Annotated in this window: 16 protein-coding genes and 1 tRNA gene; 9 read left to right on the forward strand and 8 right to left on the reverse strand. The window is 42.2% G+C overall.

The genetic code is table 11. The features are described 5' to 3' along the window. Positions 1–279 precede the first annotated feature (279 nt). The 3 genes from AC0VYI_RS03915 to istB all read left to right on the forward strand — a co-directional run bounded on the left by AC0VYI_RS03915 (position 280) and on the right by istB (position 3,868). A complete protein-coding gene (locus AC0VYI_RS03915) occupies positions 280–1,020 on the forward strand; it encodes a hypothetical protein (RefSeq protein ID WP_475447462.1) in 741 nt (246 codons plus the stop codon). A 582-nt stretch (positions 1,021–1,602) separates the two neighbouring features. Continuing rightward, complete coding sequence (gene istA / locus AC0VYI_RS03920; RefSeq protein WP_475443424.1) at positions 1,603–3,135, forward strand: IS21 family transposase; 1,533 nt, start codon at positions 1,603–1,605, stop codon at positions 3,133–3,135. Between the two features lie 10 nt (positions 3,136–3,145). Next, entirely contained in the window at positions 3,146–3,868 is a 723-nt protein-coding gene (gene istB / locus AC0VYI_RS03925) for an IS21-like element ISVch3 family helper ATPase IstB (RefSeq protein WP_475443426.1), read from the forward strand. A gap of 45 nt (positions 3,869–3,913) precedes the next feature. On the opposite strand, the gene AC0VYI_RS03930 is transcribed toward istB, so the two are convergent. Genes AC0VYI_RS03930 through AC0VYI_RS03950 form a run of 5 tightly spaced genes read right to left on the reverse strand, consistent with a single transcriptional unit; the run spans position 3,914 to position 8,542 of the window. Continuing rightward, the gene (locus AC0VYI_RS03930; RefSeq protein ID WP_475447464.1) at positions 3,914–4,603 is read right to left on the reverse strand and encodes a hypothetical protein; all 690 of its coding nucleotides are present in this window, start codon (positions 4,601–4,603) and stop codon (positions 3,914–3,916) included. Further along, entirely contained in the window at positions 4,569–5,108 is a 540-nt protein-coding gene (locus tag AC0VYI_RS03935; RefSeq protein ID WP_475447466.1) for a TniQ family protein, read from the reverse strand. The genes AC0VYI_RS03930 and AC0VYI_RS03935 overlap by 35 nt, the downstream gene beginning before the upstream one ends. Next, positions 5,109–6,002 (reverse strand): TniB family NTP-binding protein, encoded by an 894-nt coding sequence (locus AC0VYI_RS03940; protein WP_475447467.1) that lies wholly within the window; start codon positions 6,000–6,002, stop codon positions 5,109–5,111. 9 nt (positions 6,003–6,011) lie between these two features. Next, positions 6,012–7,886: a transposase gene (locus tag AC0VYI_RS03945; RefSeq protein ID WP_475447469.1), complete on the reverse strand. Its 1,875-nt coding sequence runs from the start codon at positions 7,884–7,886 to the stop codon at positions 6,012–6,014. After that, positions 7,883–8,542: a TnsA endonuclease N-terminal domain-containing protein gene (locus AC0VYI_RS03950; RefSeq protein ID WP_475447471.1), complete on the reverse strand. Its 660-nt coding sequence runs from the start codon at positions 8,540–8,542 to the stop codon at positions 7,883–7,885. The genes AC0VYI_RS03945 and AC0VYI_RS03950 overlap by 4 nt, the downstream gene beginning before the upstream one ends. Positions 8,543–8,585: 43 nt before the next feature. Here AC0VYI_RS03950 and AC0VYI_RS03955 point away from each other — a divergent pair, with 43 nt between their 5' ends. The 3 genes from AC0VYI_RS03955 (at position 8,586) to rep (ending at position 12,556) form a co-directional block, all read left to right on the forward strand. After that, positions 8,586–9,269: an ATP-binding protein gene (locus AC0VYI_RS03955; protein WP_475449784.1), complete on the forward strand. Its 684-nt coding sequence runs from the start codon at positions 8,586–8,588 to the stop codon at positions 9,267–9,269. A 182-nt stretch (positions 9,270–9,451) separates the two neighbouring features. Beyond that, positions 9,452–10,426: a bile acid:sodium symporter family protein gene (locus AC0VYI_RS03960; RefSeq protein ID WP_475447473.1), complete on the forward strand. Its 975-nt coding sequence runs from the start codon at positions 9,452–9,454 to the stop codon at positions 10,424–10,426. An 81-nt stretch (positions 10,427–10,507) separates the two neighbouring features. After that, positions 10,508–12,556 (forward strand): DNA helicase Rep, encoded by a 2,049-nt coding sequence (rep, locus tag AC0VYI_RS03965; RefSeq protein ID WP_199478051.1) that lies wholly within the window; start codon positions 10,508–10,510, stop codon positions 12,554–12,556. A 112-nt stretch (positions 12,557–12,668) separates the two neighbouring features. Here the strand turns inward: rep and AC0VYI_RS03970 are convergent, their stop codons facing one another. Further along, positions 12,669–13,166: a c-type cytochrome gene (locus tag AC0VYI_RS03970; RefSeq protein WP_475447475.1), complete on the reverse strand. Its 498-nt coding sequence runs from the start codon at positions 13,164–13,166 to the stop codon at positions 12,669–12,671. 201 nt (positions 13,167–13,367) lie between these two features. Here AC0VYI_RS03970 and AC0VYI_RS03975 point away from each other — a divergent pair, with 201 nt between their 5' ends. The 3 genes from AC0VYI_RS03975 (at position 13,368) to AC0VYI_RS03985 (ending at position 14,907) form a co-directional block, all read left to right on the forward strand. Then, positions 13,368–13,661 carry a putative quinol monooxygenase gene (locus AC0VYI_RS03975; protein ID WP_199478049.1) on the forward strand — a complete coding sequence of 98 codons (294 nt, stop codon included), beginning with the start codon at positions 13,368–13,370 and terminating at the stop codon, positions 13,659–13,661. Between the two features lie 176 nt (positions 13,662–13,837). Then, a tRNA-Arg gene (locus tag AC0VYI_RS03980) sits at positions 13,838–13,914 on the forward strand. Between the two features lie 159 nt (positions 13,915–14,073). Further along, complete coding sequence (locus tag AC0VYI_RS03985) at positions 14,074–14,907, forward strand: hypothetical protein (protein ID WP_199478048.1); 834 nt, start codon at positions 14,074–14,076, stop codon at positions 14,905–14,907. A 719-nt stretch (positions 14,908–15,626) separates the two neighbouring features. On the opposite strand, the gene AC0VYI_RS03990 is transcribed toward AC0VYI_RS03985, so the two are convergent. Both AC0VYI_RS03990 and AC0VYI_RS03995 read right to left on the reverse strand, forming a co-directional pair. Beyond that, positions 15,627–16,196: a PIN domain-containing protein gene (locus tag AC0VYI_RS03990; protein ID WP_475447477.1), complete on the reverse strand. Its 570-nt coding sequence runs from the start codon at positions 16,194–16,196 to the stop codon at positions 15,627–15,629. Further along, positions 16,196–16,648: a helix-turn-helix domain-containing protein gene (locus AC0VYI_RS03995; protein WP_199478046.1), complete on the reverse strand. Its 453-nt coding sequence runs from the start codon at positions 16,646–16,648 to the stop codon at positions 16,196–16,198. Before AC0VYI_RS03995 ends, AC0VYI_RS03990 begins: the two co-directional genes overlap by 1 nt. Positions 16,649–17,166: the final 518 nt, after the last annotated feature.

The raw sequence follows: 17,166 nt of genomic DNA on the forward strand, positions 1-17,166 counted from the left end.
CAAGTGTAGTGAGCGATTGATTTAAAAGAGAAAACGAAGGGATTCCGGTGAATCCGGACAGGGTTTACGCTAATCCGGACAGGGATTCCGGGGAAAGCCAAAAAGTGTCCGGTTTAGAGCGTAATAGGTGTCCGGATAAAAACGGAATGGGTGTCCGAGTTATATCGGAATGGGTGTCCGGATTGCTCCGGTATATGCAATTCAGACGACAAGCCTAATGTAATGGCTGGCCAGGTATCCATTTTATACCCGAACAACCGATTTCTGGCTATGGACGCTATGGAGTTTAAGCATTTTCATACGGGAGAAACTAATGATCCTGTATATGGAAGTACTATTGTTGAACAGGCTAATAGTTATTCTTATGAGGATGTTTCTAGTAACGGTTCTGATGAGGTTAATGTTCATAAGAAAGAGCATGATTCACATGTATACAGTATTGATCGGCAGTTAACCGACTTTGTCAAAATGATCGCTTATATGAAGGTTCAGAATAAGGCTAGATGGGACATTGCTACTAGAGCATGTGAAACAACATTGGAGCAACATGGAGAGGTTATAACGGCATTCTTACATCATCGAGGCAGAAGACGAACATGGCACCTTATTGAAGAAGACGACACTACACGTCTTAGGCAGATTGTGTGGTTAGAAATATGCATTCAAGAAGGCATGTTTTTGTATCTAACCGAAATGGAACTTAAAGGTTCTGAGTTTCGCAGTACTTTGCTGATCATAAAAGAGGATTTTCGATACATGCCTGAGCATGAGTTTAAGGTGTTCTTAGAAATGACAGCAGTTCAAAACCGATGGCCAAAGAGTAATCATAAATGGCGAACAGAAAAAGCCAAGGCAAGAGCTAATGAGTATTTTAGTTTGTATGCACATATACCCATTTCACACCCTGAATTTATTTCGAGTAGCAAGTCTTTGTCGGAGGAAGCCTTAAGTAAGTGGGCTGAACATTTAAGTAAAAGTGTGAATAATGTCTTGAGAAATGCCATTAGAGGTATTGCCTAAGGAAGTGGGATGGAGCTCTACCAAAAATAAGTCGAAAGTGTGTGATCTAAAATGCGTCAAACCCAGAAGGGTAAGCTGTAGTACTTTGGATTGAAGGCTCATTGGTATTGATGCAAGACGTTGATTGATATTAGCTTCACCACTACACCTGCTAATGAGCATTATCTAAACCTGTTATGGGGGCTTACTCATGGAGAAGAGACGTTTGTTTGTTCTGACTCAGGCTATCGTGGAGCAGAAAAAAGCAAAGAAAAAAGGGTAGCAAAGTCGATTGGTTGGTGATCGAGTTCATTTAAATTTGTTACATGAATTCTTTTTATGAACTTTGTTCGGGGAAAAATACCGATTCGAGTGCATATTTCGGAGCATTCCGAACAGCCATTTCGGAATGAACCGAACACCTATTTCGGTTTAATCCGAACGCACATTCCGCGATTATCCGAACACTTTTAGGCGAACTCCGAAATCAGCGTTCGGAATAGCGAAAAGCCCGTTCGGAATGTCCGAAATCCTAATTTTTTCTCTTTTAAATCAATCACTCGCTATTCTTTATCTCTCAAATCAGAAGGTAAGGAAGCGACCATGGCTAAAAAGAGAACTCCAATGAAAAAAATCAAAGAGATATTACGACTCAAATACGACTGCGGTCTGTCCTATCGTCATATCGCTAGTTGCCTCAATGTCAGCCTTGCAACTGTCTCAGAACTTATCGCGCGCTTTAAGCAAAGTCAGATAGGTTGGCCCCTCCCAGAAGACTGTAGCGATACCGATCTCAATCAAGCGCTTTATCACTCAAAGAAAGCCAGTCGTCATAAAGTCATGCCGGACTTCGTTCAGTACGCTGTCGAACTCAGGCGTAAAGGCATGACGAAGATGCTGCTCTGGCAGGAATATCATGAACAATATCAAGAGCAAGCTTACGCTTACACTCAGTTCTGCGAGTACTTCATTCGCTGGTTCAAAACCCAAAAGCGCAGCATGCGTCAGCTTCATGTGGCGGGGGATAAGCTGTTTATTGACTATTGTGGACCTAGGCTTCAGGTGGTCAACCCTGACACAGGCGAAGTGCGAGAAGCGGAAGTGTTCGTGGCGACCTTAGGTGCGTCCAATTACACTTATGTTGAAGCCTTCCCAAGCCAAGGTAAATCCTATTGGCTAGAAGCCCATGCCAATGCGTTCGAACACTTCGGCGGTGTTCCCCAACTTTTAGTCCCCGATAATCTGCGCAGCGCGGTCACCAAAGCGAACCGCTATGAGCCAAGGCTTAATGACAGCTATCAAAAACTGGCGAATCATTATCAAACCGCGGTGATGCCAGCTCGCCCTTACAAACCAAAAGACAAAGCCAAGGCTGAAAATGCCGTGCTCCTAGTGGAACGTTGGATCATGATGCGATTGCGTCACCAAACCTTCCATACCTTCAAAGAACTGAACCTAGCCATCCGCGAACTTATGAATGAGCTAAATCAGCGAGAGATGAAACAGTACGGTGCGAGTCGCCAAGCATTGTTCAACAAACTCGATAAGCCAGCGTTAAAACCATTGCCCAAACAGCGTTATCTGTATACCGAAACCAAACGCGCCAAAGTTGGGCCGGACTATCACATCGAATATCGCCGCCATTATTACTCCGTTCCCCATCAACTGGTCGGCCATCATGTTGAACTGGAAGCCTCTAATCGTCTAGTGCAGATCTACCACCAAGGTAACTTGGTGGCTCAGCACCCACGCAGTCAAAGGGAGCGCGGAAACAGCACACAACCCGAGCACATGCCAAGTCATCATCAATATCAAAAGTGGTCACCTGGGCGCTTGCTCAACTGGGGAGCGAACATAGGACCAGCGACCCGAGAAGTCATTAACAAAATGCTCCACTCCAAGCCTCATCCAGAGCAATCCTATCGTTCCAGTCTGGGGTTGCTCAATCTGAGTAAAGTGCATGGAGAGTCGCGTTTAGAGCAAGCCTGTAACGATGCCTTGATGCTAACAAAACCTAACTACACCTTCATCAGTAACTTGCTTAAAAACAACCGCGAAGGACAACTGGATAAAGGCAAAACGAGCACACCTAACCTTGTTCATAGCAATGTCCGTGGCCCGAACTGTTATCACTAGGAGAAGATAAATGAACGCACTCGACGAGAAACTAAAAACCCTCCGCTTGAGCCATGCAGCGAAAGCACTAGAGCAGCAACAAGAGCAACTGACCACCTACGCAGAACTGAACTTCGAGGAACGGTTAAGTCTGCTTCTAGAAAGTGAGATATTGAATCGTAACCAGACCAAAATCCAACGCTTAAAACGACAAGCCAAGCTAAGAATGGACGCACAACCGAGTCAACTTATCTATAAAGAAAGGCGAAACCTTAACCGAAAACAAATGAGCGAATTACTCACTGGCAGCTACCTACACAAACATCAGAACATCTTGATAACAGGCCCAACGGGCGCAGGCAAAACCTATCTAGGCTGTGCACTGGCAACCAGTGCCTGCGATCAACAACACACCGTTAGGTACTATCGATTAACTCGCTTGCTTGATGACCTAAGTGCAGGTCGTCTCGATGGCAGCTATCAAAAACAGCTTCAGTCTCTGGCTAAAAAAACCTTACTGATCCTCGACGACTGGGGGATGGAAAAACTGACTCAAGAGCACTCAGGTCATCTGCTGGAAGTGCTTGAGGATCGTTACCAAAACAGCAGCACCATCGTCATCAGTCAACTTCCTGTAAAAGAGTGGTACAGCATGATCGACAACGCCACTGTAGCAGACGCCCTAATGGATCGATTGGTACACAATAGTCATCGAATAGAATTAGGAGGTGAGTCAATGAGAAAACTGGCGTAATCCGAACAGTTAGAGTAAAAATAAGGAAAGAGAAAAAAAGTAGGTTCAGGTGTTCGGAATAAACCGAAATGAGCGTTCGCAATCACCGAAATACGCATTCGAGCCAACTTTATTTCTTAGAGTACTAATATGCATATTGGTAAAGTGACAGATTGTTCGATCTGTTGGAATGATTCCGTGTCTATCTAAATAGCTAACAAGGTACTCGATTTCTTTGACATTAGCTGTGTACATGCTCTTGTCTAGACGAGAGTGAATTACTTTGCTTAGCCAGAAACATAGGGGATCTGAGAAGTCCGAGAATGAAGATTTTGAGAATTTTGTTCCATGTGAAAGAGAGATTAATCTTTCAGGCCAATCGTCCATAATCCATAGGACTACTAAAAAAATTTTTAGCCTTTCTTCAGAATTGCGTTGATCAAAACTTGGAGTGCTATTTGTACTACTAAGAATTTCGACTCCCAATGTTTGTTCAATATTTCTTTTTATGCCGCTCTCGAAATAGCGTTTTTTTGTCAGTCCCGAAATTAATTCCCATAATCCATTAAACTCTTGGATTTCAAGAGGTTGTTGTAGCTGAGGAATGCATGGCTTATGGTATTCAAATCGTTGAAGGAAGCTAAAATAAGCTCCCAATAAAGGTTCTAGTTCTGAAGGTAGTGTTTGTAGGGGGCAGTCCCATAGTGGACGCTCGCAGATACTACAAAGTGACATGTCGGTATAGGGTGTTCTCATATTTCCAGTTTCCGATACCTATTCGCTGATAGTCAACAGGGCTATTACAGTGCGGGCATGTATCTCTTAGTAGGCATTTGTGTCTTTCACACATTAAATAGAAAGACAATCTCCAATGCTTTTTAAAATGCTTTTCAGTGCTATTTGAGAGACATTGTGGACAATATTGAATTCCTTTTCGCCGTCTGGTTCTATGATAAATTCCGAGAGGAAGAATCCACCTAGTAAATCCATTTATATTAATCGATTCGAATATTCTTCCTTCAAAGCAAGTAAGCATTAAATTATTGACTTGATCTGCACATAATCCTGTATGTCTGCTCACGGTTGTAACAAGCTGTGGGATATACAATCTATCAATATCCCTTGTGAATATTGTAGGATCAAGGTCGTACATTCCCTTGTAAAATGCATGAGTATGCAAACCATTTTCAATAGCCAGCCTAGTTACCCATGAAGAAAGTAGTTCGTCCTTGAATGGTCTAGGGTTAATTGGTAAAAGCATTCAAATGAATGCTCCTGCTTCTCTAGAGCGATCTGACGGTGAAATATAGCCGCAGTCAGTTACTATTTCCGGAGTTATTTTTTCCAATCCATTTTGAAGAGCATAGATTGCGGCTTTATTGAGTAATAGTGACAATTCACCAATAGTACCTTCTGAGAGAGCGAATATCTTTCTGCTCAGTAATCCGCTGTGTAAATCAGAGGGTTCCTTAAGAGGGATAATTGACTCAAAGGTTTTTAGTAGCTGACGGTAGTCTCTATCAAGTTTCCATTTGGGTAATAGGATAGGTTGGAAGCGATTTTGTATTTGCGGATCAATACTGGTTGCTCGCAAGAGGTCTTCTGTACCACTCGCGATAATTGATATTCGTAATTCATTTCCTAGGTACTTAACCGTGTTTAAAAATTGTTGGCGCTTCAATGTTGAACCAGCCAATGAATTGTGAAGTTCGTCAATACATAGCACTTTCAGCCCTATATTCTTTAGTACCTGAATAGTTCTTGTTCTTTTAGCGGACACAGAGGCGGCGGGGACTCGTTCGTAAAGTGAAGATAGTAACGCAGCGTACAAATCTGATTCGTTAGGCGATGGCGGTGATTGAATAAACATCACAGGTATTACTATTCGACCAGTCTCTGAATCTGTACTGGGCAGGTGAGATTGACAAAATTTTTGTACTAGGTCTGTTTTTCCGTTATTAGTTCGTCCAATAAGCATTAAGTTAGGCATCCTAGCAACTCTAGGGTGTCTATATAAATCTTCAAATTGCAGCAGAATCTGGTGAGCTTTTGGGTAACCTATCCAGCGGGGGGACGTTATTTCACATATCCTATCTTCAACTGACAAGGTAATCTTTTTTTCACATGCTGGATGTAGATGGGGAAAATTAGACATGGTTCACCCTTAATATAATTCAATGTCAGTGAATGGAAGAATTTCTTCTTGGTCAAAATCTAAATCGACATTTGTATTGTCTTCCAACACTTTGGAGGATGATGAATGCCCAACAGTCCAATTTTTACGCCGTTCAGCCTGTCGTCTTTTGCGTTTTTCTGTAGCTCGTTGCTGCTTGGCTAAACGAGTTTTTTCGATGGCCTTTTTTTCTATTTCTCTTAATTTTTCTACTCCGCGAAAAATAGTTTCTTCGTCTACAGCGTAAGCATCATTTTTCATTAACAGTTTTTTCGCCGCTTTTAATTCCCATAAACTAATAGCCGGATGCGACGTGTTTAAATATGGAATAGGAACGTACCTTCCCGTATCTGGGTCTAAGAAGTAGATATGGCTGATGTCTCGGGGGTCTCTTGCAAAGATAAATTTGCGGGACTTAGTTGGATTGTCTTTATCGCTAGTCCCAATCCATTTTCTTAGAACGTCGGAATAGTAAAAAATATAATCTGCTTCAACCCCATGTGGGTGGATTGCTCGTTTGATATAGGGGGTGAAATCGAGCTGAAGAGTCTCTTCATCCTCTATTGGCTGAGGTAATCCAATACCAAGCTTATCTTTACTGCCTAATATTGCTTCAGAGTAAAGTTTTATCGGAGGAATATCATTTATGCCGCGATGAGGCCTGTGGTGGTAACAATACACAACGAAGACTGTGAACCATGTTTCGAGTTCAGTCAGTGTCATGCATGCTTTCCCTTCAGAATTGTAATCCAATTTCATTTTTACGTTGGAGAATGTAGTTCCTGGAAGGTCTTGCACTTCTTGCATGAATGTTCTGAACGCACGCTCAACATGAGGGCCATAATTGGGTTGTCCTTTAGGTCTAAACTCCAAAATTATACCGTGTTGCTGACAGGCTCTTTTTAACATGTCGCCGCGAAATTCTTTTGCGTTATCGACATGTATTTTTTGCATTTTTCCATATATTGGCCATTCAGCATCGATGTCTCTTCGAGCCAACCAGTTTTCTTTCGGTAGAATTGCCTGGGAAATACAAAGACCAGCGGAAGATGAGCCTGGAGGGTCGAGTGTCATTTTGAAGCCGCTTATCATTTTTGTGGCGACATCAATACAAATCGTTAGAAATGGGCGTCCGATTGGTTGTCGATGCTCTTCATCAACGATAATAATATCCATTGGAGTATGGTCTACTTGTACCACTGCATTTGGATAGTCTGCACCTGGAAAAAATCCTGTTTTGGGATCATATTTTTGCTTGGCGGCTTTAGTTCCTAAGCGACGTTTTACAACCTCCCTGTTTTCAATTTGTTTGATGCGAGCATCAACCGTGTTTTTGTGTGGAGTTTGCAATTCAAGCTTTTGACATTCATGTTTAATGAGTGAAAATAGCTTAACGACTGATATTCTCTCTCCTTTTAGGTAATGCTGTCTGATGAAATTTTCTACTAATTCCTCGACTTCATTGTCTAATTTTCGTGTTCCGTTATCTGATCTCTTTTGTCTTAAAAGTGAGGAGACTAGACCGGTTTCTTCGTACAATTTTAACCACCGATATACGGTAGCGATCCCTTTGTTATGTTGAGAGGCTACTTTCTGAACGTGTTCTGCCGTTCGTGAATTCATTATTAGCAGTGGCTTAATGATTTCATAACGTTCTAGCGCCAAATCCCATTCTTTATTTTCTACTAGAAGGGGATTGGTTGAAGATGTGGGGGAAAGTTTTAAGGAAATATCATTTAAATGAGCTATCTCTGTCTTGCTTGTTTCAATGTCTCGAACAATTAATTCTGAGAAGCCCTTTAATTCCAAGACTATTGCTGCTCGACTTTTCCAATATATGAGTTGTCCTGGTGCTATAGTCTTCATAGGTCCTCCACCATCCAAATTTTGCTAAGCATCGTAAGGTGACGATCCAAGTCACATCCCAGTCTGAAATTCGCAATCAAATGCCAGATCACAGGGATCATTGTGGCCTTGTTTTTGGGTGAACTGCACAAAACTGTTAACAGAAAGTCTGGATCTGCTTCCTGAAGGTCACTCATGATGGACAGGACATGAGTGACCATTTCTGTTTCAACGGGCAGATGCTTATAGCGCCAAAGAAATTTCACGTTATCCAAGTAAGCTGTTCTAATTTCTACTTCGGTGTAAACCTTGAACTGCCAGTCTCTTGATCGAGCCATATCCTTCGCTACTCTGAATTTTAAAAGTAGTTGCTTCCAGCTGTTCCTAAAGTCTGCCCTATATTTTATTTCATACAGTATTGGTTGAATGTTCAAATCATCTTGAAAAGTTATGAGACCATCTGGTGTGTAGCTTCTTTGATTATTGAACTTATCACTATATCCAATGGTCAGTGGCTGAGGTGTGATGTTTTTGACACTATCATCAAATCGTAGCCATTCCATAAAATCTCTTTCAAGAGAGGACTCATATGAGCCAATGTTAGGAATAACACCAGATACGCTTCGGTTTGTGATGCCAATTTTTCTAACGGGCGATAAGTAAGGAGCCTTATTCATTATCAATTACCTGTAGGATTTGAGTCGATATTATCATTTAATATTGTTTCTTACAGGCGGAGGGTCAATACCGAAACCGGGAGAGGCGTCGTTGGCACATTGCGGCGTATTATTTCTTGATGAACTGCCAGAATTTGATCGAAAAGTGCTTGAAGTGCTTCGTGAACCATTAGAAAACGGGGAAGTGCATATTTCTCGTGCCCGTGGTCAAGTAACTTACCCGGCACGTTTTCAGTTGGTGGCCGCTATGAATGCCAGTAATGAAGCCTACAGCGGTGAACAAAACTATTATCAGTCCAGCGCCAGTCAAAAATACTTAAAGAAACTGTCTGCTCCCTTTTTAGATCGCATTGACTTGCATGTGGAAGTGCCGCCTCTGCCGTCGGGGGTTTTGGTTAACGCCCAAGAAGAAGGGGAAAGTAGTGAAAGTGTTCGACAGCGCGTAGAAAGAGCCGTCGCTAGACAACGGGAGAGACAAGGCGTGCAAAATGCCTTGTTGAGTGGTCGACAGCTAGAAGCCATCTGCGCATTGAGTGACGAGGACAAACAGTTTATGCAACAAGCACTGGAAACGTTAAAGCTCTCAGCTCGCGCATATCATCGTGTTTTAAAAGTGGCGCTGACGTTAGCGGATTTGAGTGATTCGCCAGTCACCCGTGCCCACTTAATGGAGTCATTGAGTTATCGCAAAATGGAGAAAACCTTGAGTGCAGTTGTGTCTTCATAGTGTGTTTGAGGGCAGATTTGCGATGAGAAAAGCGCTTTTTACTGAGCTGGATTAACTTTTGCTCAGAGTTGTTATCATTTCGTTACAATTCGTGTTCTTATAGGCTACTTGTTAATGCATGGCAATGTCGAATTTATTATCTGACGCCAAAGCAAATATCGTTTTGTATGGAGAGATAGATAGTGTTTCTGCGACTTTTTCCTGTATGGGCTGTTTTGCTCAGCGTAGTAGCGTTTTATAAACCGGCTTGGTTTAGTGGTTTTGAAGACGAGATTGTCTCTTTATTAACCTTAGTTATGTTGGCTATGGGTCTAACGCTGACACTTGAGGATTTCAAAAAAGTCTTAAAGAGTCGTGAAGCGTTGCTGGTTGGCGTCTTGCTACAATTTTTGATTATGCCATTTGCTGCGTTTTTAACGGCTTATTGCTTTGGTTTTGGCCAAAACCTCACCATCGGCATGCTACTAGTGGGCAGCGTCGCTGGTGGCACCTCTTCGGCTGTGATGTGCTATTTAGCGAAAGGGGATGTAGCCTTGTCCATTTCTATGACGGCAATCACCACTTTATTGAGTGTCGTATTAACGCCACTTTTGATGTCATTTATGGTCGAACAAAGTGTGCATATTCCAACCATTTCGAATTTTTTGTATGTGTTAAAAATCATTTTGTTGCCTGTGGCGGCGGGCGTATTGATTAATACCTTATTTTATAAAGCGGTTCGTAAAGCCGAGCCGCTTTTGCCCTATGCTTCCATGATTGCGATCATACTGATCATTGCGATTGTGGTATCGGCAAGCGTGTCTCGTTTGACCTTAGTTGGCCCTACTATTATTGCTGCAGTCATCTTCCATAATGGCATAGGACTTGGGCTAGGGTATTGGGTTGCGTATTTACTTGGCTTTGATAAGCGGGTATGCCGTACCATAGCCCTTGGCGTTGGCTTACAAAATTCTGCTTTAGCAGTAACGCTTGCGTTTAAGTTTTTTACACCGATTGCTGCACTTCCTGGCACCGTTTTTAGTGTTTGGCACAACATTTCTGGTTCGTTATTAGCCAGTTATTGGGGACGATCTGATGTGGATGGCGATACTTGTCCTAACGCATCCTCGGTGGATCAGGCTGTGGACGTACTCTCAATAAGAAAACGCATAAAATAGCGATAGGAAGCTTGTGCGAGAACCGTCATAGTCAGGTACACTTATCACTGAAATTTTAACGCCGTTAAGCCAGAGTGTGTCATGAGTGAGTCCCTTCCATCCATAGCCCAGCGTTTGAGAAATCTGAACGAGCGGCAGCTAGATGCCGTAAAAATGATCGATGGCCCTTTGTTAGTGCTAGCTGGTGCAGGTTCCGGTAAAACGAGCGTGATCACGACGAAAATTGCTTACCTGATTCAAACCTGTGGTTTTAAAGCCAATAGCATTGTTGCTGTCACCTTTACGAATAAAGCCGCCCGTGAAATGAAAGAGCGTGTTGTGGGGATGCTGTCCAAACAAGAAAGCCGAGGCTTAAGCATTTCGACGTTCCATACACTTGGTTTGAACATTCTTCGTAAAGAGTATCGCAAGGCAGGACTCAAAGAAGGCTTCACACTATTTGACGCGCAAGACTCGTTAAGCTTGATAAAGGAGATTCTTGATAAAGAGTTTAATGGTCAAACCGACTCCGCCGCCTATTGCCAAAGTACGGTTTCGAATTGGAAAAACGATTTAACCACCCCGCAAGAAGCCATCACGAATGCGGACACGGAAGAGTTTCTGCTCGCAGCACAAGTGTATGCACAATATCAACGCTATTTGCGAGCCTACAATGCTGTGGATTTTGATGATTTGATCCTGCTCCCTGTGAGTTTGTTGATGGCAGATGAGGCATTGCGGGATAAATGGCAGAGAAAAGTGCGCTATTTGCTGGTGGATGAGTGCCAAGATACCAATGCCAGTCAGTATGAATTGATTCGTTTATTAGCCGGATTTCGTCGCTGTTTCACCTTAGTGGGGGACGATGACCAATCCATTTATGCATGGCGGGGCGCACGGCCAGAAAACCTTGAGCGCTTATCAACTGACTATCCAAATTTGAAACTGGTTAAGCTTGAGCAAAATTATCGTTCAACTAAGACCATTCTAAAAGCCGCCAACACTCTAATTGCCAATAACCCCCACATTTATGACAAAGCTCTCTGGAGTGATTTGGGAGAGGGCGACCCTATTCGGGTGATGGTCACACGAAACGAAGATGCGGAAGCGGAACGAGTGGCGGCTGAAATTCAGTCTCGTCATCTACGCCATGAGATCCCTTATCGAGATTTTGCCATTTTGTATCGAGGAAACCATCAGGCTCGTTTAATTGAGATTAAACTTCAAGCTTATCGTATCCCTTATAAAATGAACGGCGGCACTTCCTTCTTCTCCCGTGCCGAGATCAAAGATTTGATGGGTTACTTACGCTTATTGGTGAATCCTGACGACGATAACGCTTTTTTGCGCATTGTAAACTTACCTCGTCGTGAGATTGGGCCTGCTACTTTAGAAAAAGTGGGCAACTTGGCCGCTCAGCGTAATATCAGCTTATTTGAAGCATCGAGTTACCGCGAACTTGAGGAGTCTGTATCTGGTCGTCCGCTAAAAAGCCTACAGGATTTCCACCATTGGATGTCGACCTTACGCCAGCGTCTTGAGGGAGCGTCCCCCGTACCCATTATTGAACAAATGATCTTCGATATGGACTATTACAGTTGGATTCAAGAGCAATCCAGCTCCACTAAAATGGCGGAACGGCGTATTGAAAACGTCCGCTTCTTGCTCGAGTCTATTCAGAGAATGATGGAGTCCGCGTGGGAAGAAGACGAAACAGCCGGGTTAGATCAAGCCATTAGCAAGCTATTATTAATTGATATGCTGGAGCGACAAGAAGAGGAAGAAGACGAAGATAAAGTCCAGCTTCTTACACTCCATGCTTCCAAAGGTCTGGAATATCCGCATGTCTTTTTGATTGGTTGTGAAGAAGAGCTATTACCCCATCGCAATAGCATTGAAAACGATGATATTGAAGAAGAGCGTCGCCTAGCTTATGTGGGCATTACCCGGGCAAAACGCACCTTGTGTATCACGCTGGCAGCGAAACGTCGTCAATATGGTGAAGAGATTGACTGTTTACCCAGTCGATTCCTAGACGAACTTCCAGAAGAAGACTTAGTCTGGGAAGGGCGTGGCGATGAAGCGGACAGCGTTAAAAAAGAGCGAGGGAAAGCTTCCTTGTCTGCTCTTAAAGCAATGCTGAACTCTTAAGCGGGCATTGTATTCTGAACCAAAAATCGCTTACCGGATTATTTCTTGATGGACTAAAAAGAGAGGCGCTAACGAGCGCCTCTCTTTTTGGAATAGATTGGTGTCAACGTCACTATTGGCTCTGATTGATCATATACTGAATGGTATGTTTTAGCTCTTCGTCAGTACAATCGGAGCAAATACCCTTAGGCGGCATAGCGCCAATGCCATGAATGACGTTTTTTAACATAGTGTCCATACCTTTGGCGATATGAGGTTGCCATTCTTTAGCATTACCGAGGCGTGGAGCACCAGCGGCCCCTGAAGCATGGCAGGCAATGCAGTAACGATTATAAATGTTTTGGGGGGCACGTCCGCTATAGGCGGCTTCCGCTTCTGCTTTGACAGAAGGTGTGCTGGTTTTATTGTCGGCAACGGTGATGGCTTTTGTCTGATCAGCACCACAAACTTGTCCTTCTATACACACAACGCCCACCGGTTCGATTCTCTGTGCGATTTCATCTAGCTGTTTAGTGGTGGTGGCACTTGCTTGGGAAGCCATTCCCAGAGTGAAACAAATGGCGCCAAGAGCAAAGCTGCATTTCATATAAGTAGCGATAGAAAAAGTCACAATGAATCCTTATCAAATCAGTCTTAAACACGTTACATTTATTAAAACATAAAGCAGAGCGGATACTCGCGCTTTTTTGATTTGCTATGATGTACGTCTTTTATTTTTTTGACTAGAGGCCTTTGTAAAGGGGCACAATAAGCGTGGCCGCTCCTCAAAGGACTCTACTTTTTTAACTCGTTATTAAGACAAGGAAACAACATGACTTCTGAACTCGTTCTCGTTGCCAATATTACAGCTCATTCAGGTAAAGGAGCAGCTTTGAAAAAAGCGCTAGAAGCACTCCTTAAACCGACCCGAGCAGAGGACGGTTGTTTGCAATACGATCTTCATCAAAGCAACACGAACCCGGATGGCTTTGTCTACTTCGAACGCTGGGCTAATCGTGACGTTTGGTTGGAACATATGAAAACCGACCACATCAAGACCTTTTTAGAAGTCACCAAAACGGTCATCGCGCAATTTGATGTGACAGAATTGCATAAAATTGGTTAGTGGCAGAGTGGATCTGACGGCTACCTAGACAGCCATGCGGTAATAAAGCAATAAAAAACAGCGAATCTCTGTGGTTTATTGCTTTAAGTACTGGAAAATTGAGCATTTTCCAGTAGAATAGCCACTCAAAATCACATCGCGGCTACTCCCTTTCAGGGAACACAAGCCCACGCAATGCGCCCGTAGCTCAGCTGGATAGAGCGTCGCCCTCCGGAGGCGAAGGCCGGAGGTTCAAATCCTCTCGGGCGTACCATTTTACTCTACCTAAGTTTTTGAAATATATAAAAAATAAAATACATCCCTCCTGTTTTTGAATTTTTTGACTACATATTGTCTACATGGTTAAAGCTGTTATTTCTTTAAAAATTCCTATAATACTTGGAATGAATCTATTTCAAGGATTAGGTTGGCTATGCAAAAAATAATTAGCGGAAGACACAAAGGTGTCGGCGGTTCATGGAAAGGATATTGTCAAATCTGCGGAGAGTTTGGAGTTTTAACGAAAGATCATGTCCCTCCAAAAGCCGCTATCAGTTTAACAAAAGTCGAACAGAAGCTTATGACAGAGGTTTATGGTCAAGCATCTGAATTGAAGAAAATTAAAGGGGTTATTGGTAAAAACGGTAGTACTTTTAAGACAATTTGTGCCGAGTGTAACAACTCAAAAGCCGGAGGGGTGAATGACGAAGAAGTGTCGAGGGTTTACAAAAAACTTCATGAATTAATTTTCCAACATTTTTCCAATCCTCATTCAATCTCGAACACGATCGCGGTTGATGTGGATTCTAAGAGATTTTTACGTGCGATGATAGGGCATATACTTTCTGCCACGTCTGCTCAGCTATGCAGGGAGCCATTAAAAAGAGACGATAAAGATCAACTATTACGTGATTTTGTTTTGGGAGATGGTCTATCGTTAAGTGAAAATTACGATATCTATTATTGGTATTATCCTTTTAGGAGGCACATAAGTACAAGGTGGGTTGCTTTTCGAAATCAAGGTCATACCACTGCTGTAAGTAGTTTATCTTTTTTTCCCCTAGCGATGTTAATAACGAATAAGAATGAAGGCATATATCCTGCTCAAGCAAGGAAGCTAACACTAGAGTCGAATCATATTTACTTGGATATAACCGCAAGAAATTTAGAATACGCAACATTCCCATTTTGTTCGTTAAAGGGGGATCAATTAATGGTTTTCAATGAGAGCGTATGTATTACAAGTATGCCTATAAATACTGAATAGTTTAGTTTTGAAATTAATTTTTTTTAGGTTTTACACAAAATAGTGCGTCCTTTGGATTATCGAAATTTCTACACTAGATGTGGAATATGCGCACTCAATTTCGAGTAATAGCTGCTAGCCTTGGTAATGCCATTCTGATTTAGCCCTTTAGTGATCTCTTGATTTGGCTACTCTATGTGATTCACTCATAATTCTTATTCTTATACTTGTGCTTTCATGATGCGTCTAACTTAGTTATTTAGTTTTGCTCAAAGGGTTGAGTCTTACAGCTTATTGTAAATGTTCTGGAGCTAAGTGAGCATATAGCTAGGTATTTAATATGGGGGTCTCGCAAAACATTGTTTGTCCCTGTTACCTAAGCATTCAAGGCAATTCTATCAAATACCCTTGTAGTTGTTTATCGGATTAAACTTCATAGCATCTTTTAAATGCTCTGGCGCTAAATGAGCATACCTCATTGTCATTATGATTGTAGAATGACCAAGAATTTTTTGGCACCGATTAATAAGACATATATGGACGCTCCGGTGCTGTCCATATATGTCTTAGTCCATCTCAAGCGCGAGATATCATCACAAACAAACGGTCTATTTCGACGATGGCACGAGTTTCAGATGGTGAGATGGTTTACTCTTAGAGGATTAATCTCTGACGAAGCCAGAAAGTCGATAACGGGTGTTCATGGTCTAATGAATATCCCATCTCGACGCGTGCAGGTTCTAAATTGTAAATGACATCTTACTTAAGTGACTAACAAATGATGGAAGTTTCTGTTTAAGAAGGGCGTTTAAGTACTCGTCTGTTGAAAATGGTGGTTTTTTAAGAGAGTTTTTATGTCGTTGAGCTGCTAGTAAGCAAGCTGCCGGATCTAGCTCGAACATATCGTTCAAAAATTCGTCTGGATGTATAGCACTTATTCCAAATTTAGATAGGGTGTCATTTGGGAAATCCTTTAAATTAAACGTGATGATCCCTTCAGCATGTCCTTGTATTGCTGCAGCAAGAACATGTCTATCACCCTCATCAGGCAGGTCTAGCCCTTCAATTAAACCTTCATAACCATAGACTAATGCATCAGGTACATTGGCATCCATTAGCTCCCTTGTACGTTGCAAAGCTTTAGGGTCTCTATCCGGATCATTTTTGAGCAGGTTCCTTATCCATTCATCGTGTATCTCATCTGACCAGCGGGCAATAAACAGTACTGTACTGGCTAAATACATTAAATAGCTCCTTAATGGAGCGGGATAAAGAACACAGGCATCAAGAATAACGGTATATGTTCGCATTAGTATCCCATATCGCTTTCTTGATCGAGAGCGGATAGTTCTTCTAGGCTTGCGAGTCTATTAGCTAACAGCTCTTCTTTGTACTTCATAACATCTGAATACGAGACTTTTCTACGGTTTCCAGTCCTAGAAAAAGGGATGATTTTTTCATCTAAAAGCCTAATAAAAGTAGGGCGAGACATGTTTAACATATCTGCCGCTTGTTGAGTTGTAAGTTCAGCATGTATTGGGGTTATTTGTACGATATTGCCTTCGCCTAGCTGGGTAAGCACCTCAATGAAAAGGGTAAGTGCAGGTTTGGGTAGTGTTAATGCATGAGTATTGCCTAGTTTATCAGTAAAAGAAAAGCTCTGTTCGTCTCCATTAGTTGCCAAAACTCCTGCTAGTTCTTGGCTGCATAGCTTGGCTAGAGCCGCTTCTTCTTGACTAGGAATACGTATAGATGTATTCATTTGATTTCTCCAAGTTCTTAGTACCACTTTGAACAATTTATTTTAATCGTATTAACATGATTTTATTATTCGAAATATTCGAAAAAAAATCAAATCTATTTGTTATTTTAAGCTCAGTTTTGGTCTTTGATAGCTGAGAAGGGGGGGGCTTATGTTAAAGAAAATACTGCCTACATCGTGACTCCAAAATGGAGTAACAAAGAGCCGTAATGAGCATCTAGGTAAACTGTAGCTCCTTAATAATGTTGGTTACAGCTCACTGTTGCTCACTACCGGCTACTGGCGTCTTTAAAAAGGTTCAAATCCTCTCGGGCGTACCATTTTAATAAATTCAAGTTTTTGATTTATGGTGTTTTTTTCGTTTTTACTTTGTTTGAGCTACGCCTGATTTACACCTAGCTTACCTAGGGTGGATAGCAGTTCTTTGATGTGTTCTGAAGTAAGAAATTTAAAGGACACACTTTAAAGAACCAGTGTTCTCTTAACATGTGTGTCCTATTAAGCGCCATTAAGCGCTG

The sequence above is a fragment of the Marinomonas sp. 63XJN7_9_ISO-PGPR-S23-217 genome, from assembly GCF_056173515.1.

Coding starts and splice junctions, on each gene's coding strand:
- AC0VYI_RS03915 (WP_475447462.1), top strand. CDS start 280: ATGGAGTTTAAGCATTTTCATACGGGAGAAACTAATGATCCTGTATAT.
- istA (WP_475443424.1), top strand. CDS start 1,603: ATGGCTAAAAAGAGAACTCCAATGAAAAAAATCAAAGAGATATTACGA.
- istB (WP_475443426.1), top strand. CDS start 3,146: ATGAACGCACTCGACGAGAAACTAAAAACCCTCCGCTTGAGCCATGCA.
- AC0VYI_RS03930 (WP_475447464.1), bottom strand. CDS start 4,603: ATGAGAACACCCTATACCGACATGTCACTTTGTAGTATCTGCGAGCGT.
- AC0VYI_RS03935 (WP_475447466.1), bottom strand. CDS start 5,108: ATGCTTTTACCAATTAACCCTAGACCATTCAAGGACGAACTACTTTCT.
- AC0VYI_RS03940 (WP_475447467.1), bottom strand. CDS start 6,002: ATGTCTAATTTTCCCCATCTACATCCAGCATGTGAAAAAAAGATTACC.
- AC0VYI_RS03945 (WP_475447469.1), bottom strand. CDS start 7,886: ATGAAGACTATAGCACCAGGACAACTCATATATTGGAAAAGTCGAGCA.
- AC0VYI_RS03950 (WP_475447471.1), bottom strand. CDS start 8,542: ATGAATAAGGCTCCTTACTTATCGCCCGTTAGAAAAATTGGCATCACA.
- rep (WP_199478051.1), top strand. CDS start 10,508: ATGAGTGAGTCCCTTCCATCCATAGCCCAGCGTTTGAGAAATCTGAAC.
- AC0VYI_RS03975 (WP_199478049.1), top strand. CDS start 13,368: ATGACTTCTGAACTCGTTCTCGTTGCCAATATTACAGCTCATTCAGGT.
- AC0VYI_RS03985 (WP_199478048.1), top strand. CDS start 14,074: ATGCAAAAAATAATTAGCGGAAGACACAAAGGTGTCGGCGGTTCATGG.
- AC0VYI_RS03990 (WP_475447477.1), bottom strand. CDS start 16,196: ATGCGAACATATACCGTTATTCTTGATGCCTGTGTTCTTTATCCCGCT.
- AC0VYI_RS03995 (WP_199478046.1), bottom strand. CDS start 16,648: ATGAATACATCTATACGTATTCCTAGTCAAGAAGAAGCGGCTCTAGCC.